Genomic DNA, 25647 nt, shown 5'->3' on the forward strand with positions numbered 1-25647 from the left:
GGAGAGCCGCCTTGAAGACCCCCAGAGCCGTCCCCGCCACCGACCAGCCACCCGCAGCCCAGGACGAGGCCACGACCGGACCACCGCGCCCCCGCGGACTGCGCCACAACACCCGCTGGCTGATGGTCTTCCTCTGCTTCCTGGGCATGACCGTCAACTACGTCGACCGCGCCACCATCTCCATCTCCCTGCCCTATATGACCGATGACCTGCACATCGGCCCCGAGTGGCAGGGCGTCATCCTCAGCATGTTCTTCGTGACCTACGCGCTGGGCCAACTGCCCGCCGGGGCACTCATCGACCGCTACGGCGAGAAGCGCATGTTCGCCATCGGCGGGCTGATCTGGTCACTGGTCACCGTGAGCACCGGATTCGTCCGGGGCATCGGCAGCCTGCTCTTCGCCCGCCTCGCCCTCGGCGCGGGCGAGGCCCCCGCGTACCCCTCGTGCGCCAAGTCCGTCTCCCGCTGGTTCCCGGTCCGCGAACGGGCCCTGGCCAACAGCGTCTGGGACAACGGCGCCCGCGCCGGCACCGCCGTCGCCGCCCCCGTCGTGACCGCGCTCATCGCCTGGCAGGGCTGGCGGATGGCGTTCTGGGTCACCGGCGCCGTGGCCCTGCTGTGGGTGGCGCTGTGGCTCAAGACGTACCGCGAACCCTCCGCGCGCGGCGGACTCAGCGCCGAGGAACGCGCCTACGTAACGGCGGGCGGCGCCCGGCTCGAGGAGAACCCCGCCCAGGAGACGGCGGCGCCCCAGGAGCCCGCCGTCCGCTGGCGCGACCTGTTCCGGCACCGCACGGTCTGGGGCATGATGATCGGCTTCTTCTGCCTCAACTACGTCATCTACTTCTTCATCACCTGGTTCCCCAGCTACCTCGTCGACGCCCGCGGCTTCGACCTGCTCAAACTGGGCTTCTACGGCGCCCTGCCCGGCATCGTCGCCATCGGCGGCAGCCTGCTCGGCGGCTGGACCAGCGACACCCTGCTGCGCCGCGGCTGGTCGGTGACCCGGGCCCGCAAGACCTGTCTGGTGTGCGGGATGCTCTTCTCCTCCGTCATCGCCTTCGCCGTGCTCGTCCCCGGCGCCATGTGGGCCCTGGCCCTGCTGTCCGTCAGCTACGCCAGCCTGGCCTTCTCCGCCGCCTCGGTGGCCAGCCTGCCCGCCGACGTCGCGCCCACCCCGCGCCATGTCGCCTCGCTCGGCGGCATCCAGAACTTCGCCTCCAACCTCGCCGGGGTGCTCGGCTCGACCACCACCGGACTGCTGCTGGGCTTCTTCAACCACTCCTTCGTCGCCCCGCTGATGCTGTCCGGCGCGCTGTGCATCGTCGGCGCCCTCACCTACGGCCTGGTCATCAAGCGCGTCGAACCGCTGCGGCTGACCGCCGCCTGAGCCCCCCTCCCCTGGTTCCTCCGAGGGCACCCCGGCCTTCACTTCAGGCCGGGAATCGGACTCCTGCGAGGCAGGGCGCACAGACCGGAATCCAACTGTCGTACCTCTCGGTTAGATTGGCGATTGTGACGTCGGAAGCGAAGACAAGCGAGGGCACTGGGTATGCCCGGTGTACCTACCGGCTTCGTGTATCCGCCTGCGCTCGCGCGGCGCTTGAGGCAGAGTGGGGCCGGTGCCGGTGGGTGTGGAACGAGTGCGTTGCCCGTTCAAAGAAGGCCCACCAGGGCAGGGAGACGTGCGGATCGGCCGCGCTGGACAAGATGCTGACCGAAGCCCGCCGCATCACCCACTGGCTGAGGGAGGGCTCCTCGGTTCCTCAGCAGCAGGTCATCCGCGACTTCTGCAGGTCCCGCTCGAAGGCGCTGAAGGACATCACAGACCGGCTGCCCATGCGCCGGCGGGCGGGGATGCCCAGCTGGAAGAAACAGCGGGACGCCGCCCCGACGCTGAACTACACCCGGCGCGGCTTCCGGCTGAAGGGCGGATGCCTGCATCTCGCGGGCGGCATTGTGGTGACGGTCGTGTGGTCACGCGAGCTTCCCGCCGACCCGTCCAGCGTGCGCGTCTACCGGGACAGCCTCGGCCATTGGTACGCGTCGTTCGTCGTCCCCGCCCAGGTCGAGCCGCTTCCCGGAACCGGCCGCGTGCTGGGCGTGGACTGGGGCGTGCGCGAGACCGCCACCACCACATCCGACGCCCACGACCTCCCCTACGCCGGACACGGCAGGAAGGCCATGGCGAAGCTGGGCCGCTACCAGCGGATGATGGCCCGCCGCCGCGCGCCGAAGGACAAACCCCGGTCGAACGGCTACCGCGCCGCCAAGCGGCAGGTGGCGAAGCTGCATAGGAAGATCGCCCGGCAGCGGCAGGACACCGCTCGTAAATGGGCCAAGAAGGTGGTCCGTGACCATGACGCGGTGGCGGTGGAGGACTTCCGTCCGAAGTTCCTCGCCAGAACGTCGATGGCGCGTAAGGCGGCCGACGCCGCCATCAGCGCCACCAAGGCGGCCCTGATCGAGATGGGCCACAAGCACCAGCGGGATATCCGGCTGGTGCACCCTGCGCGCACCACCATGGAGTGTGCGCGGTGCGGAGCGGGAACCAAGCACGCACTACCTCTCTCGGAACGTACCTACACCTGCACCGTGTGCGGAGCCGTGTCCCCCAGGGACAAGAACTCCGCCCGCGTGATGCTCGTCCGGGCTGGTCTGAACCCGGCTGGTGTCGAGGGCGTAAGACCTCCCGGGCCGCCGGTCCGGAAGGCAGCCTGAGCCAGGAATCTCCCGCCTTCAGGCGGGGGAGCAGTCAAAATGGGGATCATGTCCCGACGTACCCGACGCCCGCGGCCGACCAGCACCACCCCGGCCTCCTGCCCCTGCGGGCTGCCCGCGGCCTACGACGACTGCTGCGGCCGACTGCACCGCGGCCAGGCCCCGGCGGCCAACGCCGAGCAGCTGATGCGCTCGCGCTACAGCGCCTTCGCCGTCGGGGACGAGGCGTATCTGCTGCGCAGCTGGCACCCCACCACCCGGCCACCCGGCGCGGACCTCGACCCGGGGCTGCGCTGGGTGCGCCTGGAGATCCTCGGCACCACCGAGGGCAGCGCGTTCCACACCACCGGCACCGTCGAGTTCCGCGCCCACTACACCCAGGGCGGCCGCGCGGGCTCGCTCCACGAGAACAGCCGCTTCGTACGCCACGAGGGCGCCTGGGTCTATCTCGACGGTGTGACCGAAGACTGACCCCACCCCGCGTCAGCGATCACCGTCCGCACCGACTTGGTCATTTGTTTCCCGTGTCGTCGCCGACGCCTTCTGGTGCCCGGTCAACTCCAGGGCGATGCTGGGGCGCTGTGCGTGTGAACCACGCGTGTCCCCTGGCCCCAAGGAGTTGCCGTGCCTCCTGTCGCGTGTCCCAGACCACTGGCGGCCCTGGTCGCGGTGTCCGCCCTCGTACTGGGCGCCGCCGGCCAGGCCACCGCCGACAACACCCCCGCCCCGGCGCCCGAACCCGCCCCCAGGTCGTCCTCGGAGATGCTGCGCCCGGTCGCGCCCCCGGCCGCCAGCGGTGCGACCGGCACCCGGTCCGTGGCCGACGGGGACGGGGTCCAGACCGCCCGCTCCTCCCGGCCGGTCGCCCCGGGCGTTCGGCTCACCTCGTACGACCGGCTGGAGTCGGACAAATGGCTGCGGGTCGACTCGCTGTCGGTGGACCTGGCCGGCGGCACCAAGGTCGACTACCTCCACCCCGACAAGGTCGCCAAGCGCCAGACCGTCTCCCAACTGGCCGCCGAACACGACCCCGGGCCGGGGCGCCGCACCGTCGCGGCCATCAACGGTGACTTCTTCGACATCAACCAGACCGGCGCCCCCGAGGGCAACGGCATCGGCGACGGCCGCCTCGTCAACTCCGCCTCCGCGGCCGGGCCCGCACGGGCCGTCGGCATCGGCCCGGCCGACGCGGGCCGCGTCCTCCAGCTCTACTTCGACGGCACCCTGACCCTCCCCGACGGCCCCCACCCGCTCGCGGCGCTCAACGCCGCCAACGTCCCGGCCACCGGGATCGGGGCGTACACCGCCCAGTGGGGCGAGGCGGACCGCGCCCAGACCGTGGACGGCGCACGGCGCACCGCCGAGGTCACGGTCGCGGACGGCAAGGTCACCCAGGCGGCCGGCGCGCCCGGCAAGGGCCCGGTCCCGGACGGTGCCACCGTGCTGGTCGGCCGGGACGCCGGGGCCGACACGCTGTCCGAACTGGCCGTCGGCGACGCGGTGTCGATGGAGTACCGGCCCCGCACCGACGGCGGCGACCTGCCGAGCACCGCCCTCGGCGGCCGGGAACTGCTGGTGGTGGACGGCAAGGCGGTCGGCCACGAGGGCGAGGGCAACAACGTCACGGCGCCGCGCACCGCGGTCGGCTTCTCCCGCGACGGCCACACCATGCGGATCCTCACCGTGGACGGACGGCAGGCCGACAGCGGCGGCGTCACCCTCACCGAGCTGGGCCTGATGATGAAGGACGCGGGCGCCTACAGCGCGCTCAACATCGACGGCGGCGGCTCCTCCACCCTCGTCGCCCGCGAGCCGGGCAGCGACACCACCCGGGTGGAGAACAGCCCGTCCGACGGGGCCGAGCGCACCGTACCCAACGGCCTGGCCCTCACCGCCCCCGACGGCAGCGGCCGCCTCAAGGGCTTCTGGGTGGACACCGCGATGGACCGCGGGTCCGCGCCCACCGCCGATCCGGTCCGGGGCGGCCACCCCGAGCGGGTCTTCCCCGGGCTCACCCGCCGCCTCACCGCCGCCGGTTACGACGAGACGTACGGCCCCGCCGAGGGCGCGCCGCAGTGGCGGACGGACGATTCCCATATCGGCCGGGTCGATTCCGACGGCACCTTCACCGCCCGCCACGGCGGCGACACCACCGTCACCGCCCGGCGCGGCGCCGCCCATGGCGACCTCGGCCTCACCGTCCTGGACCGGCTGGACCGGATCCAGCCCACCAGCCGGCTGGTCGGCCTGGCCGACGCCGAGGCCACGGGCCGGTTCGGCATCGTCGGCCTGGACGCACACGGCACCAGCGCCCCCGTCGAACCGTCCGATGTGCGACTGTCGTACGACCACGCGCTGTTCGACATCGCCCCGGACCCCAGGACCGGCACCTTCACCGTCAAGGCGCGCCACGACCAGGCCGCGGGGCAGGTCAAGGCCGCCGTCGGCGGCACGACCACGGTGCTCGCCGTCACCGTCGGCCTGACCGAGCGGCAGGAGGCGTCCTTCGACGACGCCGACCGCTGGACCTTCAGCCAGGCCCGCGCCTCCGGTTCCGCCGAGGCCACGCCCGACGGACACACGAGCACCGGGCTCAAGCTGGACTACGACTTCACCCAGTCCACGGCGACCCGCGCTGCCTATGTCACCCCGCCCCAGCAGATCGCGGTGGACGGACAGCCGCAGTCCTTCGGCCTGTGGATCAAGGGCGATGGCAAGGGGGCATGGCCCACCCTGCACCTCAAGGACGCGGCGGGCTCGGACCAGTTGCTCCGCGGGCCGTATGTGACCTGGACCGGATGGCGACATGTCGACTTCGCCGTACCGGCCGGGGTCGCCTACCCGCTGAAGGTCAACCGCTTCTACCTCGCCGAGACCTCCGCCACCCGCCAGTACACCGGCAGCGTGGTCATCGACGACCTCACCGCCCGGGTGCCGCCCTCCGTCGAACTGCCCACGGAGAGCGTGCGCCCCGATCCCCTGATCTCCACCGCCGCCCGGACGCGGGGACGCGACTGGCGGTTCGCGGTGATGTCCGACGCGCAGTTCGTGGCCCGCGACCCGAACAGCCCGATCGTCGCCCAGGCCCGCCGCACCCTCCGCGAGATCAAGGCGGCCGAGCCCGACTTCCTGGTGATCAACGGGGACTTGGTGGACGAGGGCTCCCCCGCCGACCTCTCCTTCGCCCGCACCGTGCTCAAGGAGGAGCTGGGCGATGAGCTGCCCTGGACTTACGTCCCCGGCAACCACGAGGTGATGGGCGGCTCCATCGACAACTTCACCGCCGAATTCGGGCCCGCCCACCGCACGTTCGACCACCGGGGCACCCGCTTCCTCACCCTGGACACCTCACGTCTGGGGCTGCGCGCCGGTGGCTTCGACCAGATCAAGGAGTTGCGCGCCCAGCTGGACGCGGCCGCCGAGGACCCGGACATCGGCTCGGTGATGGTGATCGAGCATGTGCCGCCGCGTGACCCCACCCCGCAGCAGGGCAGCCAGCTCGGCGACCGCAAGGAGGCGGCGCTGCTGGAGGGCTGGCTGGCCGACTTCCGCCGCACCACGGGCAAGGGCGCGGGCCTCATCGGCAGCCACGTCGGCACCTTCCACGCCTCCCGGGTGGACGGCGTGCCGTATCTGATCAACGGCAACTCGGGCAAGAACCCCGCCACCCCGCCCGGCCAGGGCGGTTTCACCGGCTGGTCGATGGTCGGCGTGGACCACGTCCCGGCGCGGGATCAGGCGGCCGCGCGCCACGCACCGTGGCGGGGCGGCCCGGACTGGGTGTCCGTGCAGACCCGCGCCCATGTGGACGGGCTGACCGTCACCGCCCCGGCCGAACTGCGCACCGGGCAGGACGCGGATGTCAGCGCGACCGTCCTCCAGGGCGAGGGAACCGCTGCCCGCCGGGTGCCGGTCGGCTTCCCGCTCAGCGCGGACTGGACCGGCTCGCCCAACCTCCACATCGGCGATCCGGCCGACGCCGGGCGCCGCGATGTGGCGGCGTACGACCCGGCGACCGGCAGGCTGACCGCGCTGCGCCCGGGAACGGCCACTCTCGCGGTGAGCGTGAACGGCGCCATCGCACAGGCGCGGTTCACCGTCACCGCGACGGCCGCGGCACCCGCGGCCTAGCCGGACCGGTGGGGGCGGGGCCGCCTGAGCCCCCCGCCCCCACCGGGCCCAGTCGCCCTGCGGGGCCCAGTCGCCCCGCCAGGCTCAGGTGTCCCAGACGCGGCGGACCTGCTCGAAGCGGGTGGGCAGCGGAGGGCGGCGAGCGGCGTACCGGGCGTTCGTACGGTGGACGAACCGGCGCCAGGAGAGCACCAGCCCCTGCCGGGTGATGGGCAGTCCGGCGGCCACGGTCACGCCGTTGTCATGGGTGTGGTGCACCGTCAGCAGCAGCGCGGCCGGCACCGAACCCTCCAGCTCGGCGCAGAGCTCCTGACGCACCCGCAGCCAGCGGCGCAGCATCAGCACGGTGCCGCGGTCCAGTCCGTGCCGGCGCGGCACGCGGTGTTTGCCGTGCTCGATGGTCACCCATCCGGAGTCCAGGTCCAGCGCCGACAGGGTGCAGCGCAGCAGCCCGCCGTACCGGGCGCCACTGGCCCGCGCCAGGCCCACCACCACGGCGAGCCGTACGGTCTCCGGCTTCGCGCCGTCCTCCATCGCCTCCACCGACAGCCGGCGCCAGATCCACTCCGCCTCCGCCGTCGTCACCACCGGTCGCGGATAGCGGTCCTGCGCCGCTTCCCTCGCCGTCCGCGCTGCCACCTCTACCCCCTGGAAACCTTCCGATTGAGCCGCTTGGCACACTATTTCTCCCGTTGCCGCCCTCGTCAAGGGATGCGCGGCGGTACGGTCGTCCGTGTGCGTCTTCTGCTGATGTCCGACACCCATCTCCCCCGGCGCGCCAAGGCGCTTCCCGAGGAGCTGCTGGAGCGGCTGCCGGACGCCGATGTGGTGATCCACGCGGGCGACTGGGTCGACCTCGCCACCCTCGATCTGCTCGAGGAGCGCTCGCGGCGGCTGATCGGGGTGTACGGCAACAACGACGGGCCCGAGCTGCGGGCGCGGCTGCCCGAGGTGGCCCAGGCCGAGCTGGCGGGGGTGCGGCTGGGTGTGGTGCACGAGACGGGCCAGTCGAAGGGGCGGGAGCGGCGCTGCGCCGAGCGGTTCCCCGACCTCGATGTGCTGGTGTTCGGCCACAGCCACATCCCGTGGGACACCACGGCCGAGGGGCGGCTGCGGCTGCTCAACCCCGGCTCCCCCACCGACCGGCGCCGGCAGCCGTACTGTACGTTCATGACGGCCGCGATCGAGGCCGGGCGGCTGACCGCCGTGGAGCTGCACCGGCTGCCGCCCCGCCGCTGACCGATCGCCGTTTCCCTCTTCAACTCGCTCGTCTCACTCTTCAGCCCCGGTATCCGACCTGTCCTTTTGGGGTGCCGAGGAGTGAGTGATGACGACGGCGAGCGGTGGACCCGCATGGCGATGGGCGTCGGCGGCGGTGGCCGCGACCGTGTTCTGCGTGCAGTTGGACGCCTTCGCGCTGAACCTGGCCCTGCCCGGGATCGGGCGCGATCTGGGGGTGGCGGGAGGCGGCCTCCGGTGGGTGGTGAGCGGGTATCTGCTCGCGGCCGGCTCGCTGATGGCGGGCGCGGGGCGGCTCGGCGATCTGTACGGCCGCCGCCGGTTGCTGACGGCGGGCCTGGCGGTGTTCGGCGGCGCGTCGCTGGTGTGTGCGCTGGCCCCGTCGCTTCCGGTGCTGGTGGCCGCGCGAGTGGTGCAGGGTGCGGGTGGTGCGGTGGCCATGCCGGCCGGGCTCGCCCTGCTGACGAACGCCTGCCCGCCCGGTTCGCGGGCGCGGGTCATGGGGCGGGCGCTGGGCATCGGGGGCGTGGCCACCGTATGCGGGCCGTATGTGGGCGGGGTCCTCACCGAGGCGGTGTCCTGGCGGGCGGTGTTCTGGCTGAACGTACCGGTCGCGCTGGTCGCCGGGGTGTGCGCGGCACGGGCCGGGGAGTCGCGGGACACCACCGCGCCGCCGTCCGTGGACGTGGCGGGGCTGGTCACGGCCACTGGCGCACTGGCGGCGCTCGCGGTCCTGGTCGACCGGGGGCCGCTGTGGGGCTGGGCGTCGGGCCGCTCGGCGGCGGCCCTGGCACTGGCCGTCGCACTCGGGTACGTCTTCGTACGGCATGAGCGGGCGGCGGCGGATCCGCTGGTGGATCTCGCCCTGTTCGGCAACCGGCCGTTTGTGGCTCTCACGGTGGCCGGGGCGGCGGCCAATGCGGCGACCGTGATCGTGCTGTTCGCCGTGCCCCTGGCGCTCCAGGGGCCGTGGGGGCTGTCGGCCACGGGCGCGGGGGCCGCCTTCCTGGCCCCGGCGGCGGCGATGGCCGTGGCCGGGCCGGTGGCAGGGCGGATCCGCACGGCGGACGCGGTGCGGGTGATGGCCGGGGCCCTGGGGCTGGGGGCGGCGTCGCTCGGCGCCGCCCCCATCGCGACGACCCTGCCGGTCTTCCTTCTGGCGATCACGGGGTGCGGGGCGGCGCTCGGGGTCGCGGGCGCCCTGACGCTCATCGCCACCCAGGCCGTGGTGCGGCCCGAGCGCGCCGGGGAGGCGTCGGGGGTGACCAAGACGGTCATCACCACCGCGGCGGGGCTGGGGGTGGCCCTGTCCCAGGATGCCGCCGGGGCACGGAGCAGCGCTGCCGTCGACGCGGCCCTGATGGCGGCCGGGGGCTGCTGTCTGGCCGGGGCCGCGCTCCTGGTCATCACGCTGCTGACGCGGATACGGCCCGGAGGCTCCCCCGGAGGCCGGTCCGCCGCCGACGGGCGTCCGGATTGAACCCGGCACCCCGGTGGAATAAAGAGTACTTAAGGTGCATATCGCATATCGGCTCGGCGATCCGCGCCGAGCCCGACCAGACGAGGGCGCCATGTCTCATTCCCGCTACGACAACGGCCCGGAGAACTCCTCCGCACCCGCCCCACACTCGCCCAGGTCCGCGGCGCACGTACTCCTCGCCCATGACGTGGGGCTGCTGGTCATCCGGCTAGGCGTCGGGCTGGTCGTCGCCGCGCGCGGCGCACAGCACCTCTTCGGCTGGTGGGGCGGCCTCGGCCTCGACAAGACGGCGGTGGCGTTCGCGCAGTTCGGCTATCCGGCGCCCAAGGCCATGGCCGTGATCGCCGGGATCGCCGAGACCTTCGGGGGCCTCGGCCTCGCCGTGGGGCTGCTCACCCCGCTCGCCGGTGCGGCCGTCGCGGGCACGATGGCCAACGCGGTGGCCGCCTCCACGCCGCTCGGCTATTTCGGCGGCTTCGAGTTTCCGCTGCTCCTGGGGGTCGGCGCGGCCGGGCTCGCGCTGTCCGGCGCCGGCCGGATCTCCCTCGACGCGTTCCTCCCGGTCCTGCGGTCGCAGCGGCTGATCTACGGCATCGCCCTACTGGTGCTGGCGGCGATCCTGGCGGCGGTGACGATCGTGCTCAGCAAGAACTGACAGCCCTCCGGCTGCCAGGTGAACACGCGGCGCCGGTTCTCCGTATGGCTCTGTGCGCGTCCTGCCCATGGGGGCACGCGCCGCCCGCACAGGCCGAAACCGAGACCGGAGGCCCCGTTCCATGAATGACCGGTTCATCCCTCCCATCCAGGCGCTGCCGGATGGCGACGCCGAAGTCCGCCTGGTGCTCCATCTGCCCTGGGACGTGGTCGCCGCCCTGGGCCAGGAGGCCGGCCGGCTGGCGGCCCAGGCACAGCGGCCGGTGAGCCTCGACGAGGCGGTCAGCCATCGGCTGCGCCACGGGACGGCCCAGACCATCGGCGTCCACGCCAAACCCGAGCGGGAGCGGAACCAGCCCGCGCCCACCGCGCCCCACACCTCGCCCCCGCTGGCGGCCCGCTCCCCCGGTGAGCAGGCCCGGCAGGCGATCGAGAAGATCAACGGCTCGGCGCATCCGCACAACGGCGCCGCGAACGGCTCCGCCGAGTCCACGGGCCCGCAGCACACCACCAGCGCGCCCGATCCGGCCCCGCCCGATGCCCGGGGCATCCTGGAGCGCCCGACGCGTGCCACCGGAACGGTGAACGGCACGGCGACGGAGACGCCGAGATAACACCGGACCCCGGCATGGGGAAACGGCCGGAAAGGCCGCGGATACGGGGGTGCCGTCCCCATCCGGACGGCACCCCCGTATGCGCGGCACCCTCGTATGCGCGGCACCCTTCACAGACACGTGCGAACGAGCCATTCGTCGGAGTTGTACGCGTCTCTCGCCGAATCCGGCACCGTGGCCGGCCTTTCCTCGACCATGTCCTCCGCGCGAACGCGCTCCGGCAGTGTGCCGAACCTGGCACGCCGCCTGGTCTCGTCGGCATCGGAGGGCCTGGGCCTTTCGGATGTCATGTCATCCTCCTCAGAATCGGTCGACGTCGAGGACGGCTTGGGCGAACGCCTCGGGCGCTTCCTGCGGCACGTTGTGGCCGATGCCATCGAGCGTCCGGTGGTCATAGGGGCCGGTGAACTTGTCCCGGTACGCCGCGCCGTCCCCGGCCGGGGTGAAGGGGTCCAGCTCGCCGTCGAGGGTGATCGTGGGCACCGCGATGTCGGGCGCGGCCGCCAGGCGTGCTTCGAGCCTGTCGTAGCGGGGGTCGCCCTTGGCCAGGCCCAGCCGCCAGCGGTAGTTGTGCACCACGATGGGGACGTGGTCGGGGTTGTCGAATGCCGCCGCCGTGCGATCGAAGGTGGCGTCGTCGAAGTTCCACGTCGGGGAGACATTGCGCCAGATGAGCTTTGCGAAATCGTGTCGGTACTCCTCGAAGCCCAGCGCACCACGTTCGGTCGCGAAGTAGTACTGGTACCACCATGCCCACTCGGCCGACGGCGGCAGCGGGAGCTTGTTCTTCTCCCGGTTGGTGATCAGGTAACCGGTCACGGAGACCAGGGCCTTGCACCGCTCCGGCCAGAGCGCGGCGATGATGTCGGCGGTCCGCGACCCCCAGTCGAAGCCTCCGAACACGGCCTTCTCGATCTTCAGGGCGTTCAGCAGGGCGATGATGTCGAGGGCGATCACCGATTGCTGCGCGTTGCGGAAGGTCTTGGGCGAGAGGAAGCCCGTGGTGCCGTGGCCGCGCAGATGGGGGACGATGACGCGATAGCCCCGGGCCGCCAGCAGGGGCGCGACCTCCACATAGCTGTGGATGTCGTACGGCCATCCGTGCAGGAGGATGACGGCCGGTCCATGGGCCGGACCTGCTTCGGCGTAGCCGATGGTGAGCTCACCGGCCTTGACCCGCTTCAGCGCCGGGAAGGACCCACCGCCGGTGTGTGACGCCGGCGCCGTTGCCGCCCTGTCGGCGCCCGGCCCGGATGACGACGAGGCCGCCGCCGACGAGGGGCCGCTCAGACCGGTGAGTGATGCGGCAGCCGTTCCCGCCGCCCCCACGCCGATGGCCTTGCCGAAGGTACGCCTGTCGATCATCTGTGAACCTGAACCGTTTCTGTCCGTGTCGGCAGAGCGGGCGCATCTTCGCCCGACTGAGTTCCCTGAGCAGCCATAGTGGTGCTCCGGCGGCTTCGGGGCCTCGGTGTCCGTCCGCAGGCATCCTGCGGGTTTCCCGCAGCCGCCGCGCTCCGGAGCTCGTCCGGGACCTCGTCCGATCGCTCCACCGCTGCCCTGGGCCCCGGACCGGCCGGCCTCGCCGAGTACCTTTACCCCCGTGAATGCCGACCGCCCTGAACAGGGAATGGATGCCGTGTCGCGCCTCAGCGTGGTGATCGCCGACGATCATCCTGTGGTCCGTGCGGGCATGCGCGTGCTGTTGTCCCAGGACGATTCCCTGGAGGTCGTCGCCGAGAGCTCCACGGTCCCGGAGACCGTGGAGACCGTGACAAGGCACCAACCGTCAGTGCTGGTCCTGGATCTCACCATGGCCGGCCAATCCAGCCTGCCCTCCATACCGGACCTGCTCGCGGCGTCCCCCGGCACCCGCGTTCTGATCCTCACGATGCAGGAGGATCCCGCGTTCGCCCGCGCGGCCCTGCGGATCGGGGCGGCCGGATATCTGCTCAAGGAAGCGGCGGCGGAAGAGCTGGTCGGTGCGGCTCGCCAGGTCGCGAAGGGAGCCACATACCTGCAACCCGCCATGGGCGCCCGACTGGCCATCGCGGACTCCGGCGCTCCCGGCACCGCTGGAGATGCCGCTTTGACAGCGCGCGAGCTGCAGGTTCTCTCGCTGCTCGCCCTGGGCCACACCAACCAGGAGATCGCGCGGCGTCTCTACGTTTCCGTTCGGACGGTGGAGACCCACCGCGCCAGGGTTCGGGACAAGCTCAAAACCGAGACCCGGGCGGAGCTCATCGCCGCTGCTCGCGAGCGCGGACTGCTGGGATGAACGGCTCGCCGCGGGCCAAGGCCGGCCCGATCATGGAGGCCGCCGGTGCGGCGCTGCTCGTCATCGCCTTCGCGATCGAGGTCCTCCAGCAGCAGCCTCGCTGGGTGATGCGGCTCTCCCTCGGCGCGGCCGTCGTCCTCATCATCGCGGCGGCACTGAACACCGCCGTCCGGCGGGCATGGCTGGCGGCCCTGTGCGGGCTCGCGCTCATCCTCGCCGTGTCACAACTGGTTCGCATGACCAAAGAGCCGCTTTTCAACGGCTTGAACATCGTGCCTCTCCTGCTGATCGGCTGCGCCGCCATGCTGGGCCGCGGCGCGGTGGCACGCCGCCGCAGTCTCGCGCGGGAGCGGGCTCAGGCTCGCAGCGACGGCGAAGAACGAGAACGGCGGCGCTGGGCACGTGAGTTGCACGATGAGACGCTGCAGGAACTGGTCGCTGTCCAGATCGTTCTGTCCACCGCCGTCGGCAGTGGCGAGCCTGCCGCCATGAAGGAGGCCATCGACCAGGCGCGCGGCCTGGTCGCGAACCAGATCACATCGCTACGGCACCTGATCGTGGAAATGCGCCCCTTCGCCCTCGACCAGCTCGGCCTCGCACCCGCCCTCGAGACGCTGTGCCGGCGCACCGGCGAAACCTTCGGGCTGGAGGTGGAACTGCACGTCGGAGCGGAATGGAGCCGGCTCGGGGACGAACTGTCGCCAGAAGCCCAGGCCCACATCTACCGCATCGTGCAGGAAGCGGTGAACAACGCGGCCAAGCACGCCCAGGCGAGCCACCTTCTGGTGGAACTCGGCAGCGACGATCACGCGATCAGGGTGGCGGTCAGGGACAACGGCCGGGGAATGGCCCATCAGGCTTCCACACCGGTCAGCCGATCCACCCTCCGCACGGCGGTCTCCACAGGTACCGGCCTGTCGGCCATGCGCGAGCGCGGCCACCTGCTGAACGGACACCTCACCGTTGATTCCACCCCCGGTGAGGGAACCCGCGTCTCCCTCCTGATACCCCGCCATACCAAGCGACGCTCCACGCCGCCTTGAACGGCAGCACGGGCGAGCGGAGCAACTGCTTGGTGAGCCGGACCTGGTTCGAGCCCTCCGGGTCGTACACGACCACATCCTCGCCCGCTCCGGTGTGGCCTCCGTGGCCTCCGTGACCTACGGGCAGACCGTCCGGAACGGACCACCAGCCCCGTTGGCCGCCTGCGACGGTGTCGGGAAGACAACCGCCCTCGGATGCTCCAGACTCGAATGAAGGCTGCCGATCGATCGCCCTTGAAAGGTCGGACCCGCGCATGGACGTGCCGCTCTGGCTCTGGGTGGCGTTCGCCGCCACCGTGCTGGTGTCGTTGACAGTCGATCTGCTCGCGCACCGGCAGGCACACGTCATCGGGTTCCGGGAGGCCGCCGCCTGGAGCGGAGCCTGGGTGGGGCTCGCGATCGCCTTCGGCGCGGTCGTCTTCCTCGTGGTCGGCACGACCGCCGGTGTGGAATACACGACCGCGTGGCTGCTGGAGAAGAGTCTGTCGGTCGACAACCTCTTCGTCTTCGCGCTGATCTTCGGCTACTTCAAAGTACCGCGCGCGTACCAGCACCGCGTGCTGTTCCTCGGCGTCCTCGGCGCACTGGTCTTCCGCGGCCTTTTCCTCGCCGCCGGCGTCGCCGTGGTCAGCCGCTTCACCGCCGTCCTGTTCGTCTTCGCCGCCATCCTCTTCTACAGCACCTACAAGATCCTCAAAGAGGAAGAAGATTCCTTCGACCCTGGTAAGAGCATCGCCGTACGGCTGCTCCGCAAGATCATCCCCGTGCGGGACGATTACGCCGGCGCCCACTTCTTCGTCAAGGAAGCCGGCAGACTCGTCGCCACTCCCCTGCTCGCCGTCGTCGCGGCCATCGAAGCCGCCGACCTCGTCTTCGCGGTCGACAGTGTGCCCGCCGTCCTGGCCGTCAGCAATGACGCCTTCATCGTCTACACCAGCAACGCCTTCGCCATCCTCGGCCTGCGCGCCCTCTACTTCATGCTCGCGGGCCTTCTCGACCGCTTCCATTACCTCAGCAAGGGCCTGGCGCTCATCCTGGCCCTCATCGGCGTGAAACTCGTCCTCCAGGCGTCCCACAAGACAATCAGCCCGGCCGTACCCGAAGTCCCCTCGCTTCTCAGCCTCGCCGTCATCGTCACCGTCCTCGCCATCTCCGTCGGGCTCAGCGTGCTGCGTCCCCCGCCGTCCGGCCACGCCGACGGCCGACCCCGGACGGAAGCCTCACGCCATCGCAACCAAAAGGCCAAATAATCACCAAAAGATCTTAAAGTTATTTTAAAATGGCGTGCATGGGAAGCTTTCAAGGACGAGAGGCGATCTCGTCACTCAGGCATATCTGCCGCTCGTGCAAGCAGGAGGTGGACACCGTTGTGGAGCGGCGCAAAACCATGGGCATCTTCGTCCCTGTCTGGACCGCGGGCCCCTGCCACAACCCGCTCTGCGAGCAGTACGTGCCAGAGCGGGAGCCGATCGGCTCAGCGCGTCCGTCACGTGGCAGGACCTGACCGGTCGGTACGCGCCGCCGGGTCCTGAGGCTGCGACCCCGTCGGCGTACGCCTCGATCGACAGGCTGCGGCTGCCACCCCGTCGGACTGCGTCACCGGCGTGACCCCGTCCACACCCATCACTCGTCGCGGCCGTGCCGGGGGCTGTTGGGCGGCAGGAAGTGGCCGCGGAGGCGGGTCAGCAGCTCGGAGGTCTCCAGCGCGCGCTCGCCCAACCGGGAGGCCACGGCCAGGGCCAGGGCGTCGACCACGGCCAGTGAGCCGAGTGTCTCGCGGGTGGCGCCGGAGGCGGAGAGGGTGGCGAGGAGGGTGACGGCCACGCGGTCGCCGAGCGCCGGGCCGAGGGCGTCGGTGATCAGGACGACCGGGGCGCCCACCTCCTCGGCATGGTCGATGATGACCTCGATCTCCTTGAAGAGCCGGGCCGGGGCGAAGATCACCACGATGTCGTCCGCCGAGAGCCGCACCAGCGCGTCCGGCAGCCTGAAGCCCATGTCCGCCGTGTGACGGGCCTTGAGCCCCAGCCGGTTGAGCCTCAGCGCGAGGTACTCGGCGATGATGCCGGACGGGCCGGCGCCGAAGGTCATGACCTCCTTGGCGGGCAGAAGCCGCTCCACGGCCGCGGCGAAGGCGTCGGCGCGCAGGCTGCGCCGGGTCTCGTGGATGACCTCGGCGGCGTCTTCGAAGACCCGGTCCAGCAGCTCCTCGGTGGATCCGGCCATGTGCTCGACGCGGCTGCGCAGCCGCGCGGAGGGCCGCATCAAGGTGGCGAGCGACCGGGCCACGGCGTGCTTGAGACCGGTGAAGCCGCTGTAGCCGAGCGCCTTGGCGGTGCGCACCACCGTGGCGTCGCTGGTGCCGGTGAGCGCGCCGAGTTCGCTGGCGGAGGAGAAGCCCACCTCCTGCGGATGCTCTTTGAGGAACGCCGCGACCTTCTGCTCGGCGGGAGCGAGCCTCGGCCAGGCGGCCGCCACCCGCTGCTGGAGCGGCGCACCCTCCGGGAGCTCCGCCATTTCCATCGGTTGTCCCCTCTTGACGTTTGCTGATGGCACATCTTACGTTCCCCTCGTCGCGGTTACGACGAGTTCGTAGTGAATCTTACCGGCGCATTACGGCTCGGCACATCCCTAAGTCCGAGCGGGCAGGGCCGCCCGCATCCCACCGATCGCACCGATCGCACCGGCGGCACATCACAGGACTCGGAGAGGGAGCGGTATGAAGCGATCCATTCCGCGCCGCCGCCCGGCGGGCGGGCGCCGCAGACGCGGTAAACGCCTGCGGGGACTGATCGGCGGTGAGCGGTCCGCCGAACGGCAGGGGCGGCACGAACGGCACCCTGGTGTTCGCCGTCAACACCAAAGAGGAGCACGCATGACTTCCGCCATCCCCGCCGGGAGCTACCGGCCCCGACCGGGGGCGGTCGACCGCCCCCGGTGGCCGGGCGGCGCCCGCTGCGCCGTGATGCTGAGCTTTGACGTGGACGGCCCGGCGCTGCTGGCCAACCTCGGCCACGCCCCCGACATCTGGCGCTCCCCACGGCTGTTCTCGCTCGGCGCCTACGGCCCGCACCGGGGCACCCCCCGGATCGTGGACCTGCTGGAGGACTTCCGGATCCCCGCCACCTTCTTCGTCCCCGGCTGGACCGCCGAGAGCTGGCCCGACCTGCTGAGGACCATCGCGGACCGCGGCCATGAGCTGGGCCACCACGGCTATATGCACGAGCTGTACTACTCCAGGACCATCGCCGAGCAGCGCGCGCTGATCGAGCGCAGCCAGGAGATCTTCCAGCGGGTGGCCGGCACCACGGCCGTGGGGTTCCGCACCCCCTCCGGCGACTTCCGCGCCGACAGCCCCCAGCTGCTGCGCGATCTCGGCTTCTCCTACTCCAGCTCCATGCGCGGCGACGACCGCCCGTACCGCTGGCGGATCGACGGGCGCGACACCGACCTCATCGAGATCCCCGCACAGTGGGAGCTGGACGACTTCCCCCAGTTCGCCTACAACGACGCCCCGGCGGAGCCGCGCAGCCAGGACCGGATCGCCGGCACCGAGCTCACCCTCGACAACTGGCGGCGGGAGTTCGACGGCTACTACCGCTACGGGCTGTGCTACGTCGTGATGATGCACCCGGAAGTCATGGGCAAGCCGAGCCGGGTGCTGCTGCTGCGCCGGCTGATCGAGCACATCCGCTCCCATGACGACGTGTGGTTCGCCACCGGGAGCCAGATCGCCCAGTGGTGGCGGACCCACCACTGAGACACCAGGGACGAGACGGAAGGAGAACGCGGTGAAGAGCGAGCAGGCGCGGCCGCGGCTGGAGGAGAACCCGCTCTGGCCGGACGGCGCCCGGTGCGCCGTCGTGGTGACGGTGAACCTCGACGCGGAGCTGTTCTGGCTGCGCCTGGACGAGTCCTGCCATGAGCGGCCCAAGACCCTGTCCATGGGCGAGTACGGTCCCAAGCGCGGCGCTCCCCGGATGCTCGACGCCCTCGAGGCGGCCGATGTGCGCGCCAGCTGGATGATCCCGGCGGCGGTGGCCGAGCGCTACCCCCGGACGGTGCGGGACGTGGCCGCCCGCGGCCATGAGATCGCCTCCCGCGGCGATGGCCTGGAGGACTACGCGACCCTCGACGCGGAAGGGCAGCGCAGCGCCATCGAGCGTTCCGCGCGGGTGCTGGAGGACATCTCCGGGCGGCGGCCCACCGGCTTCCGGCCGCCCTCCGCGGAGATCAGCGACGACACCGCCGGGGTGCTGGCCGAACTGGGCTTCACCTGGACCTCCCTGGCCCGGGGCGACGACCGGCCGACCCTGCTGCACCCGGCCACCGGCCCCGGCGCCACCCCGCTGGTGGACGTCCCGGCCCACTGGGAGCTCAATGACTTCCCCCGCTTCATGTTCAACTACGGACCGGCCTACCCCGCCGGTCAGGTGCGGATCGCCGGATACGGGCAGACCCTGGACGACTGGTGCGCCGAGTTCGACGCGTACCACAGCTACGGGCTGTGCTGTGTGATCACCCTGGAGCCGTCCTGCATCGGCAAACCGGGCCGGATCGGGGTGCTGGAGGAGTTCCTGGCGTACATGCGGCGGCGCCGGGACGTGTGGTTCGCCACCGGCGCCGAGGTGGCAGGGTGGTGGCGCTCCCTGGACCGCCCGAACGACCCCGGGGCCTCGGAGGAGGTACGCCACCGAACCGATCCGCGACGCACCACGGCCATCTGACGGCGCCTCTCCCCGCTGCCCGCCGGGCCGCACGTTCAACGTGGCGAGGCAGCGCCCGAATCATCCGAACCCGGTGTTCCCGGGCCCGGTCCTTACCGCGATGTCGCGATGAGGGCCGGTGGCAGCTGGATGATCCGGTCGCACCAGCGGGTGAGCAGGTCGCGGTCGTGGCTGACCGCGAGGAGACCGGCGCGGGTGCGGTCCCGGTAGGTCTCGACGGTGGCGACCAGTGCGGCGGTGGTCGAGGCGTCGAGCATGGAGGTCATCTCGTCGCAGACCAGCCAGCGGGGTTCGTGGACCAGCGCGCGGGCGAGGCAGGCCCGCTGGAGTTGGCCGTCGCTGACCTCGTGGGGGCGCCGGTGGAGCAGTTCGGCGGTGAGGCCGACGGCCTCGGCCAGTTCCGCCGTACGGTCCTTCGCCGCGGCGGCGAGGCCGCAGGCGCGCAGCGGTTCCGCGATGGTGTCCGCCAGCCGGAGGCGGGGGTCGGCGGCCGCGCGGGGTTGCTGGAAGGTGATGCCTATGGCGGTACGCAGATGGCGGGGCGCCCGGTGCCGCCAGCCGCGTACCCGCTCCCCGTCCACGGTCACGATGCCCGCCCGGGGCGGGTGGAGCAGGGCGACGATCCGGGCGAGGGTGGACTTGCCGCAGCCGCTCGGGCCCAGCAGCCCGACCGCCTCGCCCGGCGCGATGGTGAGAGAGACGTTCTCGAGGACGGGGGCGGCGGGCCCGTAGCCGGCGGTGATGTCCCGCAGTTCAAGCACCGGCGGCCTCCGGGAGGGGGAAACGGGGGTGGTGGCAGGCGAGGCCGTCGTACTGGGGTGGCTGCTCATGGCAGGCGGTGGTGGCGTGGGGGCAGCGTGGGGCGAAGGCGCAGCCGTCGGGCAGTCGGCTGAGTTCGGGTGGCATGCCGGGGATGGGGCGGAAGGCGCGGGTGGGGAGCGCCTCCAGCAGGCCGTGGGCGTATGGGTGGCGTGGGCCGGGTGTGCCGAAGAAGTCGGCGGCGGGGGCGACTTCGACGATCCGGCCCGCGTACATGACGGCGACCCGGTCGGCGACCCGCTGGGCGGCGGTGAGGTCGTGGGTGACGATGAGGACCGCGCGGCCGGAGTCGGCGTGGCGGCGGAGTTCGCCGGTGGTGGCGTCGACGAGGTCGCGGTCGAGTCCGGTGGTGGGCTCGTCGGCGAGGAGCAGCGGGGCGTCGCCGACGAGGGCGAGGGCGGTGGCCGCGCGTTGGGCGAGGCCACCGGAGAGCTGGTGGGGGTGGTGGTCGAGATGGTCGGCGGGGAAGGAGGCGCGGGCGGCCGCTTGCCGCACCAGGCCGGGCAGGCGGTCGCGTGGCGGGTCGAGGAGTTCGCGGACCGTCTCGTGGAGCTGGGAGCGTACGGTGCGGACCGGGTTGAGATGGGCGGCCGGGCTCTGCGGGACGAGACCGATGAGCCGGCCGCGTACCCTCCGGGCGAGGGTACGTTCGTCGGCGGCCAGTACGTCCACGCCACCGATGAGGGCGGCTCCGGTGACCTCGGTGTTGGCGGGGAGCAGCCCGAGGAGGGCGGCGGCGAGCACCGACTTGCCGCACCCGCTCTCACCGACCAGTGCGAGGCACTCCCCCGCGGCGAGGTCGAGGCTCGCGCCCGTGACGGCGGCCACCTCCACGCCGTGGCGGAGCCGGAAGCGCACGGTGAGGTCGCGCAGGCTCAGGAGCGGTGCTGCGGGCGGCGCGTCGGCGTTCACAGCATCAGCTCCGATCGGCGGCGCGGGTTGAGCCGTTCCCGCCACAGCCCGGCGAGACCGGCGATGGCCAGGGTGGGCACGATGATGAACAGCCCGGGGAAGAGAGTGGGCCACCAGTCGCCGGTGAGCAGTGATCCCCGCCCCGTCTGGATGAGTGTGCCCAGACTGGCCTGGTGGGTGGGTATGCCGAGGCCGAGGAAGGAGAGCGCGGATTCGTGCCAGATGGCGTGCGGCACCATCAGTACGGCCGCCAGTCCGGCCTGGGGCAGGGCGCCGGGCAGGAGGTGCCGGACGGTCACCCGCCACCGGGACGCGCCGCCCGAGATGGCGGCGTCGACGTAGGGCCGGGAGCGCAGCGAGAGGATTTCGGCGCGGACGATACGGACGGTGGAGAGCCAGTGGGTGAGGGCGACCGACATCACCACCGGCCAGACGCCGGGCCGGAACATCGCCACGATGAAGATGCCCAGCAGTAGGTGGGGTACGGAGGCGAAGGCGTCGACGAGCCGCATCAGTAGACGGTCCGTCCAGCCGCCCAGCGCACCGGCCAGCGCGCCGAACGCCGTGCCGAGCACCGTGGCCGCGAGAGCTGCGACCACGCCGACCAGCAGCGAGACCCGCAGACCGTAGACACAGCGCAGCAGCAGGTCGCGGCCGACGTCGTCGGTGCCGAACGGGTGCGCCCAGGACGGCGGGCGCAGCTTCTGCGAGAGGTCGACGAGCTGCTGGTCCAGGCCGGTCAGTGGCGGGACGAGGAGCACGGTGAGGAGCACGGCCGCGGTGACACCGAAGGCGGCGTACCGGCGTACGGCCCTGGTCGAGAGGGTCGTGGGGTCAGCCATCGAAGGCCACCCTGGGGTCGGCGAGCCCGTAGAGGAGGTCGGCGAGCAGATTGCCGAGCAGCACGGCCGCGGTCGCCAGGACGGTGGTGGCGGCGAGGAGGGGGAAGTCCACGGCGGTGGCGGCGCGTACGGTGGCCTCGGCGATGCCCGGCCAGCTGAAGACCGTCTCCACCAGCAGTGCCCCGGTGATGAGTTCGGGGACGCGGGAGCCGATCAGGGTGAGAACGGTGAGCAGCGCGGAACGCAGCGCGTGGTGTACCAGGACGGTGCGTTCCTTGAGGCCGCGGGCGCGGGCACCGGTCACGTGGTCCTCGGCGTACGCGTCCACGACGCCCTGACGTACGTAGAGCACGAACCACGGCATCTGGGAGACGGCCAGCACACCGGCGGGCAGGACCAAGTGCGCGGTGACCTGGCCGGGCGAGACCACCGCACTGCGGGTGTCGGTCAGCCCGCCGGCCGGGAGCACATCCAGCTGGAGGGCGAACGCCCAGATGGCGAGCAGTCCGAGCCAGAAGACCGGTGCCGCCTCCAGCGTATAGGACAGCGAGGTGATGACCCGGTCGAACCAGCCGCCCGGCCGCCGGGCCGCGAGCACGCCGAGCACGGTGCCCAGCGGCACCGTGACCGCGAACGCCGTCGCGCAGAGCAGCACCGTCCAGCCGGTCCGCTCCCCGATGACCTGGGCCACGGGCTGGCGCAGGGAGAAGGAGTCGCCGAGGTCACCGGTGAGCGCGGCACCGAGCCAGTGCCACCAGCGGACGACGAACGGCCCGTCGACGCCGAGGTTCGCGCGCAGTTCGTCGAGGGTCTGCTGGGAGGCGCTGAGCCCGGCGGTCCCCGCGTACTGCGCCACCGGGTCGAACGGCGAGGCGGCGGCGAGCGCGAAGACGCCGAGGGTGACCAGGAGCAGTACGGGCAGCGCGAACAGCAGCCGCCGCCCCACCATCCGGAGCATGGCGCGCCAGGGGAACGTCACGAGCGGGGCTTCCAGTCCTCGACGTTCCACCAGGGTCCGGCAAGCCCGTGGTCGTGCGGCTCGACCCGGGTGGTGACGCCCGACCAGTCGTCGTTCACCACGTACATATGGTCGATGAGAGTGAGGAAGGTGTAGCCGGGGTCCTCCACCAGCGCGCGCTGGACCTGGGTGTAGGCGGCGCGGCGCTCGGTGTCGTCGGCGGTGCGGCGGGCGGTGTCCAGGGCCTTGTCGACGGAGGCGTTGTCGTAACGGGCCATGTTGTTCCAGCCGTTCCCCGCCAGTGAGGAGTGCAGCAGCCCGTACAAGTCGTAGTCCGGGTCCACGGGGTTCCCGTTGCCCATCAGCATCGCGTCCCGGTCGAGCCGCGGCCTGACCACCTCGCGGGTACCGGCCTGCACCTTCACCTCGACGCCCACCTTCTTGGCGTCCGAGGCGTAGGCGAGCGCGTGGTCCTGGCGGAGCTTGTCGCCGGAGAAGTACCAGAGGGTGAACGAGGCGCGTGTCCCGCCCTTGGCGCGGATCCCGTCCGATCCCCGCTTCCAGCCCGCCCGGTCGAGGATCTCCCGGGCCCGCCGCGGATCGTGATCGCGTTTCGTGCCGTCGGCGTGGTAGGGGCTGGTGGCCGACAGCGGGCCCGCCGCGGGGTGCCCGGCCCCGTCGAGAACACTGTCGACGATGGCCTGCCGGTCCACCGCGATGTCGAGTGCCCGCCGGACGGCACGATCACCGGTGACCTTGCCTCCCTGCGGGAGGGTGACGGCGCGGTAGTCGGCCGATTCCGCCGTGAAGACCTTCCTCGACGTGTCCTTTTCGAAGGTGCCGGCGAGATGGGGTGGCAGGATCGCCGCGTCCAGGTCGCCGGAGCGCAGCCGGGTGGCGCGCACGTCGTCGTCGGCCACGATCGCCAGAGTCAGCTTCTTCACCTTCGGCGCGCCGCCCCAGTAGTCGGGGTTGGCCTTGAAGGTGAGCTTCTCGCCCTTGGTCCAGCCGGTGAGGACGTACGGGCCGGTGCCGATGGGCTTGGTGTTGAACGAGCCGGTGTTGACGTTCTGTCCGTCCACCGCGTGCTTGGGCACGATCGGCAGCACGGTGCGTCCCGCGAAGGGCGCGTAACGGTACTTGAGCCTGAAGACGACCGTGCGGTCGTCCTTGGCACGGACACTTTTGATCGCGTCGAGCTCCGCGCGTGAGGGGTTGTTCGTCTTCGCATCGAGGATCGTGTCGTAGGTGAAGACCACGTCGTCGGCGGTGAGCGGTTCGCCGTCGCTGAAGGTGACACCGTCGCGCAGCGTGTAGGTGTACGTGAGGCCGTCGTCGCTGACGCCCGGCAGCGTGGCGGCGAGTGCGGGCTTCAGTTCCAGGTCGGCATTCTGGGTGAGCAGTCCGTCGAAGATCTTCGAGCTGCCGTCCTTGCCGTATCCGAGCAAGGGACTGAGCGTCTCGGGCTCGTACGCGATGCCCACCGCGAGCGAGGCACCCGCATCCGAGTCGCTGCCACCGTCGCCCGGCGCCGAACACGCCGGCACCCCGATGAGCACGGCAGTTGCCGCTATCGAGGCGATCCGACCCTTCGTACCACGCACCATCGCCACACCGTTCCCTCATGTACATGCTGTCGCCGGGCAGCGATTGTTGCATGCCAGGTGCAACTGCGAACAGATCGCATTAAGTTCCGTCGTGGCACGTCTCCGCGCGACTCGGCCGCCGGGGGCTACGGAGTCGGCGCGTTCCGTTCGGCGTCGCTCACGAAAACCGCGTAGGAGCCTGCGTGCGCCGAGTCGCCACCGAACCTGTGGCGAGCAGTCCGTTGATCACGAGCGTCGCCAGCGATTCCGCCGTGGCCGTGAGCTGTTCCGGTGATGCGGGCGCGGGTCGGCCGAGGCGCCGCGCCAGAGGCACCTCCACCATTCCCGAGATGGGTGGGATGACGGCGAAGAAGAGCACGTCCATCGGGATGGGCGCCATGCGTCCGGATGCGACGAGCCGGTCGATGCTGGGCATCATGGTCTGCAGAGTCGGCGCGATGTAGTGCTCGTATCGGCGGCTCCCTGGGCACCGCCCTGCTCAACACCCTCTCCACCAGCGCCGCCACCGACTACCTGAGCGGGAAGAACCCCAAGGACCCCGCCGTCCTCGCCCACGCCGCACTCGAGAGCTACTCCACCGCGTACTGGTGGTCGGCCGCCTTCTTCGCCGCCGGCCTGATCATCAGCGTGCTCCTCTACCGGCGCGGTGCACCCGTCCAGAATCCCGACGCGGCACCCGTGGTCCATATGTGAAGCCCCGGCCGGCGACGTCAGATGCTCGGCCTGGGCACCCTGGCCCCGCTGCGGCACCCGGACCAACTCGCCCTGCTCCGCGACGACCGTGGACGGCACGCTGGTCCGGTGCGACGACGTCCGTTGTGGCTGGTCATGGAAGCTGACGCACCAACAGGTCGCGGGTCCGTACCCCCGCCTCACGGGCGAGCACACCCGGCTTGAACGCCTGCGGGTAGGTTCTGGCCATGACTGGTGACTGGCGGATAGATCGGATCGGGGCCGCACTGCGAGGGGAGAACCCAACCGTGCTGCGGCGGCTCGAGTCGGGGTTCGCGGTGATCGGCGACGTTCAGTTCCTGCCGGGCTACTCGGTCCTCCTCGTGGACGAACCCGGTGTTCAACGGCTGTCCGACCTGCCGAAGGCAAAGCGGCTGGCGTTTCTGTCCGACATGGACCAGCTCGGGGAAGCGGTTGAACGAGCCTGCCGACGGCTGGACCCCGATTTCCGCCGGGTCAACCTGGAGATCCTCGGTAACACAGACCCGTTCCTGCATGCCCACGTGTGGCCGCGGTTCGAGTGGGAGCCTGCCGAGTTGGTGGGCAAGCCTGTGTGGCTGTATCCGCATGGGCGGTGGAGTGATGAGCGGTTCAGGCTCGGTCCGCAGCATGACGTGCTGCGGGCTGCGATCAGCGGTGAACTGGACCGGTTGCGTTCGACGGCCTGACGGTACGGGCCCGCCGACGGACCCACCGCACATCCACCACCCGTCCACCACGCCCCTTGTGAATACCCCACAATCCGGTGCGCCGCCCGGACGGGAGAAAAATGACACACCCCGGCCGCTTTCTTGAGACACTCATCCGCCGTCGCACACATCGTGCAACTATGGCCGGGCGATATCCGGCTGATCGCGAGGGAAGATCCCCGCTCCCCTCGGCGTTGCTG

General features: G+C 71.3%; 23 protein-coding genes and 1 pseudogene. 15 read left to right on the forward strand and 9 right to left on the reverse strand.

Features of this window, described 5'->3' with window-relative positions; genetic code table 11:
* Positions 1-11: 11 nt before the first annotated feature.
* The 4 genes from J2Z30_RS33100 (at position 12) to J2Z30_RS33115 (ending at position 6853) form a co-directional block, all read left to right on the forward strand.
* Positions 12-1391, forward strand: coding sequence for an MFS transporter (locus tag J2Z30_RS33100; protein ID WP_044567697.1), 1380 nt, complete (start codon positions 12-14; stop codon positions 1389-1391).
* 125 nt (positions 1392-1516) lie between these two features.
* On the forward strand, positions 1517-2722 hold the full coding sequence (locus J2Z30_RS33105; RefSeq protein WP_044567699.1) for an RNA-guided endonuclease InsQ/TnpB family protein: 1206 nt from the start codon (positions 1517-1519) through the stop codon (positions 2720-2722).
* A 48-nt stretch (positions 2723-2770) separates the two neighbouring features.
* Positions 2771-3193, forward strand: a complete 423-nt coding sequence (locus J2Z30_RS33110) for a YchJ family protein (RefSeq protein WP_044580856.1) — start codon at positions 2771-2773, stop codon at positions 3191-3193.
* Positions 3194-3346: 153 nt separating this feature from the next.
* On the forward strand, positions 3347-6853 hold the full coding sequence (locus tag J2Z30_RS33115) for a phosphodiester glycosidase family protein (RefSeq protein ID WP_044567701.1): 3507 nt from the start codon (positions 3347-3349) through the stop codon (positions 6851-6853).
* 84 nt (positions 6854-6937) lie between these two features.
* Here the strand turns inward: J2Z30_RS33115 and J2Z30_RS33120 are convergent, their stop codons facing one another.
* Complete coding sequence (locus J2Z30_RS33120; RefSeq protein WP_308280183.1) at positions 6938-7492, reverse strand: tyrosine-type recombinase/integrase; 555 nt, start codon at positions 7490-7492, stop codon at positions 6938-6940.
* 96 nt (positions 7493-7588) lie between these two features.
* On the opposite strand from J2Z30_RS33120, the gene J2Z30_RS33125 reads away from it, so the two are divergent.
* The 4 genes from J2Z30_RS33125 to J2Z30_RS33140 all read left to right on the forward strand — a co-directional run bounded on the left by J2Z30_RS33125 (position 7589) and on the right by J2Z30_RS33140 (position 10840).
* Positions 7589-8092: a metallophosphoesterase family protein gene (locus J2Z30_RS33125; protein WP_044580857.1), complete on the forward strand. Its 504-nt coding sequence runs from the start codon at positions 7589-7591 to the stop codon at positions 8090-8092.
* A gap of 88 nt (positions 8093-8180) precedes the next feature.
* Positions 8181-9572: an MFS transporter gene (locus J2Z30_RS33130; RefSeq protein WP_044567705.1), complete on the forward strand. Its 1392-nt coding sequence runs from the start codon at positions 8181-8183 to the stop codon at positions 9570-9572.
* Between the two features lie 91 nt (positions 9573-9663).
* Positions 9664-10227, forward strand: coding sequence for a DoxX family protein (locus J2Z30_RS33135; RefSeq protein WP_044567708.1), 564 nt, complete (start codon positions 9664-9666; stop codon positions 10225-10227).
* A 121-nt stretch (positions 10228-10348) separates the two neighbouring features.
* The gene (locus J2Z30_RS33140; protein ID WP_044567710.1) at positions 10349-10840 is read left to right on the forward strand and encodes a hypothetical protein; all 492 of its coding nucleotides are present in this window, start codon (positions 10349-10351) and stop codon (positions 10838-10840) included.
* 300 nt (positions 10841-11140) lie between these two features.
* Here J2Z30_RS33140 and J2Z30_RS33145 read toward each other — a convergent pair whose 3' ends face one another.
* Entirely contained in the window at positions 11141-12205 is a 1065-nt protein-coding gene (locus tag J2Z30_RS33145; protein ID WP_044567714.1) for an alpha/beta fold hydrolase, read from the reverse strand.
* 238 nt (positions 12206-12443) lie between these two features.
* Here J2Z30_RS33145 and J2Z30_RS33150 point away from each other — a divergent pair, with 238 nt between their 5' ends.
* From J2Z30_RS33150 to J2Z30_RS33160, 3 genes are all read left to right on the forward strand, one after another.
* Positions 12444-13118, forward strand: coding sequence for a response regulator transcription factor (locus J2Z30_RS33150; protein ID WP_308280185.1), 675 nt, complete (start codon positions 12444-12446; stop codon positions 13116-13118).
* Positions 13115-14161 carry a sensor histidine kinase gene (locus J2Z30_RS33155; RefSeq protein ID WP_044567716.1) on the forward strand — a complete coding sequence of 349 codons (1047 nt, stop codon included), beginning with the start codon at positions 13115-13117 and terminating at the stop codon, positions 14159-14161. Before J2Z30_RS33150 ends, J2Z30_RS33155 begins: the two co-directional genes overlap by 4 nt.
* A gap of 254 nt (positions 14162-14415) precedes the next feature.
* Positions 14416-15411, forward strand: coding sequence for a TerC family protein (locus J2Z30_RS33160; protein ID WP_044567718.1), 996 nt, complete (start codon positions 14416-14418; stop codon positions 15409-15411).
* Between the two features lie 373 nt (positions 15412-15784).
* Here the strand turns inward: J2Z30_RS33160 and J2Z30_RS33165 are convergent, their stop codons facing one another.
* Positions 15785-16684: a MurR/RpiR family transcriptional regulator gene (locus J2Z30_RS33165; protein ID WP_063790849.1), complete on the reverse strand. Its 900-nt coding sequence runs from the start codon at positions 16682-16684 to the stop codon at positions 15785-15787.
* A gap of 352 nt (positions 16685-17036) precedes the next feature.
* On the opposite strand from J2Z30_RS33165, the gene J2Z30_RS33170 reads away from it, so the two are divergent.
* Both J2Z30_RS33170 and J2Z30_RS33175 read left to right on the forward strand, forming a co-directional pair.
* Positions 17037-17921 (forward strand): polysaccharide deacetylase family protein, encoded by an 885-nt coding sequence (locus J2Z30_RS33170; RefSeq protein ID WP_044567722.1) that lies wholly within the window; start codon positions 17037-17039, stop codon positions 17919-17921.
* 31 nt (positions 17922-17952) lie between these two features.
* On the forward strand, positions 17953-18888 hold the full coding sequence (locus J2Z30_RS33175) for a polysaccharide deacetylase family protein (RefSeq protein WP_052701185.1): 936 nt from the start codon (positions 17953-17955) through the stop codon (positions 18886-18888).
* Between the two features lie 92 nt (positions 18889-18980).
* On the opposite strand, the gene J2Z30_RS33180 is transcribed toward J2Z30_RS33175, so the two are convergent.
* From J2Z30_RS33180 to J2Z30_RS33200, 6 genes are all read right to left on the reverse strand, one after another.
* Entirely contained in the window at positions 18981-19649 is a 669-nt protein-coding gene (locus tag J2Z30_RS33180) for an ABC transporter ATP-binding protein (RefSeq protein WP_044567723.1), read from the reverse strand.
* Positions 19642-20619, reverse strand: a complete 978-nt coding sequence (locus J2Z30_RS33185) for an ABC transporter ATP-binding protein (RefSeq protein ID WP_044567725.1) — start codon at positions 20617-20619, stop codon at positions 19642-19644. Before J2Z30_RS33185 ends, J2Z30_RS33180 begins: the two co-directional genes overlap by 8 nt.
* Positions 20616-21461: an ABC transporter permease gene (locus J2Z30_RS50010; protein ID WP_044567727.1), complete on the reverse strand. Its 846-nt coding sequence runs from the start codon at positions 21459-21461 to the stop codon at positions 20616-20618. The genes J2Z30_RS33185 and J2Z30_RS50010 overlap by 4 nt, the downstream gene beginning before the upstream one ends.
* Positions 21454-22419 carry an ABC transporter permease gene (locus J2Z30_RS33190; protein ID WP_044580864.1) on the reverse strand — a complete coding sequence of 322 codons (966 nt, stop codon included), beginning with the start codon at positions 22417-22419 and terminating at the stop codon, positions 21454-21456. The genes J2Z30_RS50010 and J2Z30_RS33190 overlap by 8 nt, the downstream gene beginning before the upstream one ends.
* 17 nt (positions 22420-22436) lie before the next feature.
* Positions 22437-24026: an ABC transporter substrate-binding protein gene (locus tag J2Z30_RS33195; protein ID WP_209468936.1), complete on the reverse strand. Its 1590-nt coding sequence runs from the start codon at positions 24024-24026 to the stop codon at positions 22437-22439.
* A gap of 157 nt (positions 24027-24183) precedes the next feature.
* On the reverse strand, positions 24184-24390 hold the full coding sequence (locus tag J2Z30_RS33200) for a hypothetical protein (RefSeq protein ID WP_245388712.1): 207 nt from the start codon (positions 24388-24390) through the stop codon (positions 24184-24186).
* 86 nt (positions 24391-24476) lie between these two features.
* Between J2Z30_RS33200 and J2Z30_RS33205 the strand changes: the two are divergent.
* Positions 24477-24719 (forward strand): annotated as a pseudogene (locus J2Z30_RS33205) (MFS transporter); the annotation flags it as partial.
* A gap of 227 nt (positions 24720-24946) precedes the next feature.
* Complete coding sequence (locus J2Z30_RS33210; protein WP_044567729.1) at positions 24947-25426, forward strand: HIT family protein; 480 nt, start codon at positions 24947-24949, stop codon at positions 25424-25426.
* Positions 25427-25647 lie beyond the last annotated feature (221 nt).

Source organism: Streptomyces iranensis, from assembly GCF_017874715.1.
Classification (GTDB): Bacteria; Actinomycetota; Actinomycetes; order Streptomycetales; family Streptomycetaceae; genus Streptomyces; species Streptomyces iranensis.

Bases quoted from the DNA above. Each gene is read 5' to 3' on its own strand.
- J2Z30_RS33110 (WP_044580856.1), top strand. From the start codon at position 2,771: ATGTCCCGACGTACCCGACGCCCGCGGCCGACCAGCACCACCCCGGCC.
- J2Z30_RS33130 (WP_044567705.1), top strand. From the start codon at position 8,181: ATGACGACGGCGAGCGGTGGACCCGCATGGCGATGGGCGTCGGCGGCG.
- J2Z30_RS33135 (WP_044567708.1), top strand. From the start codon at position 9,664: ATGTCTCATTCCCGCTACGACAACGGCCCGGAGAACTCCTCCGCACCC.
- J2Z30_RS33140 (WP_044567710.1), top strand. From the start codon at position 10,349: ATGAATGACCGGTTCATCCCTCCCATCCAGGCGCTGCCGGATGGCGAC.
- J2Z30_RS33145 (WP_044567714.1), bottom strand. From the start codon at position 12,205: ATGATCGACAGGCGTACCTTCGGCAAGGCCATCGGCGTGGGGGCGGCG.
- J2Z30_RS33155 (WP_044567716.1), top strand. From the start codon at position 13,115: ATGAACGGCTCGCCGCGGGCCAAGGCCGGCCCGATCATGGAGGCCGCC.
- J2Z30_RS33160 (WP_044567718.1), top strand. From the start codon at position 14,416: ATGGACGTGCCGCTCTGGCTCTGGGTGGCGTTCGCCGCCACCGTGCTG.
- J2Z30_RS33165 (WP_063790849.1), bottom strand. From the start codon at position 16,684: ATGGAAATGGCGGAGCTCCCGGAGGGTGCGCCGCTCCAGCAGCGGGTG.
- J2Z30_RS33170 (WP_044567722.1), top strand. From the start codon at position 17,037: ATGACTTCCGCCATCCCCGCCGGGAGCTACCGGCCCCGACCGGGGGCG.
- J2Z30_RS50010 (WP_044567727.1), bottom strand. From the start codon at position 21,461: ATGGCTGACCCCACGACCCTCTCGACCAGGGCCGTACGCCGGTACGCC.
- J2Z30_RS33190 (WP_044580864.1), bottom strand. From the start codon at position 22,419: ATGCTCCGGATGGTGGGGCGGCGGCTGCTGTTCGCGCTGCCCGTACTG.
- J2Z30_RS33195 (WP_209468936.1), bottom strand. From the start codon at position 24,026: ATGGTGCGTGGTACGAAGGGTCGGATCGCCTCGATAGCGGCAACTGCC.
- J2Z30_RS33200 (WP_245388712.1), bottom strand. From the start codon at position 24,390: ATGGACGTGCTCTTCTTCGCCGTCATCCCACCCATCTCGGGAATGGTG.
- J2Z30_RS33210 (WP_044567729.1), top strand. From the start codon at position 24,947: ATGACTGGTGACTGGCGGATAGATCGGATCGGGGCCGCACTGCGAGGG.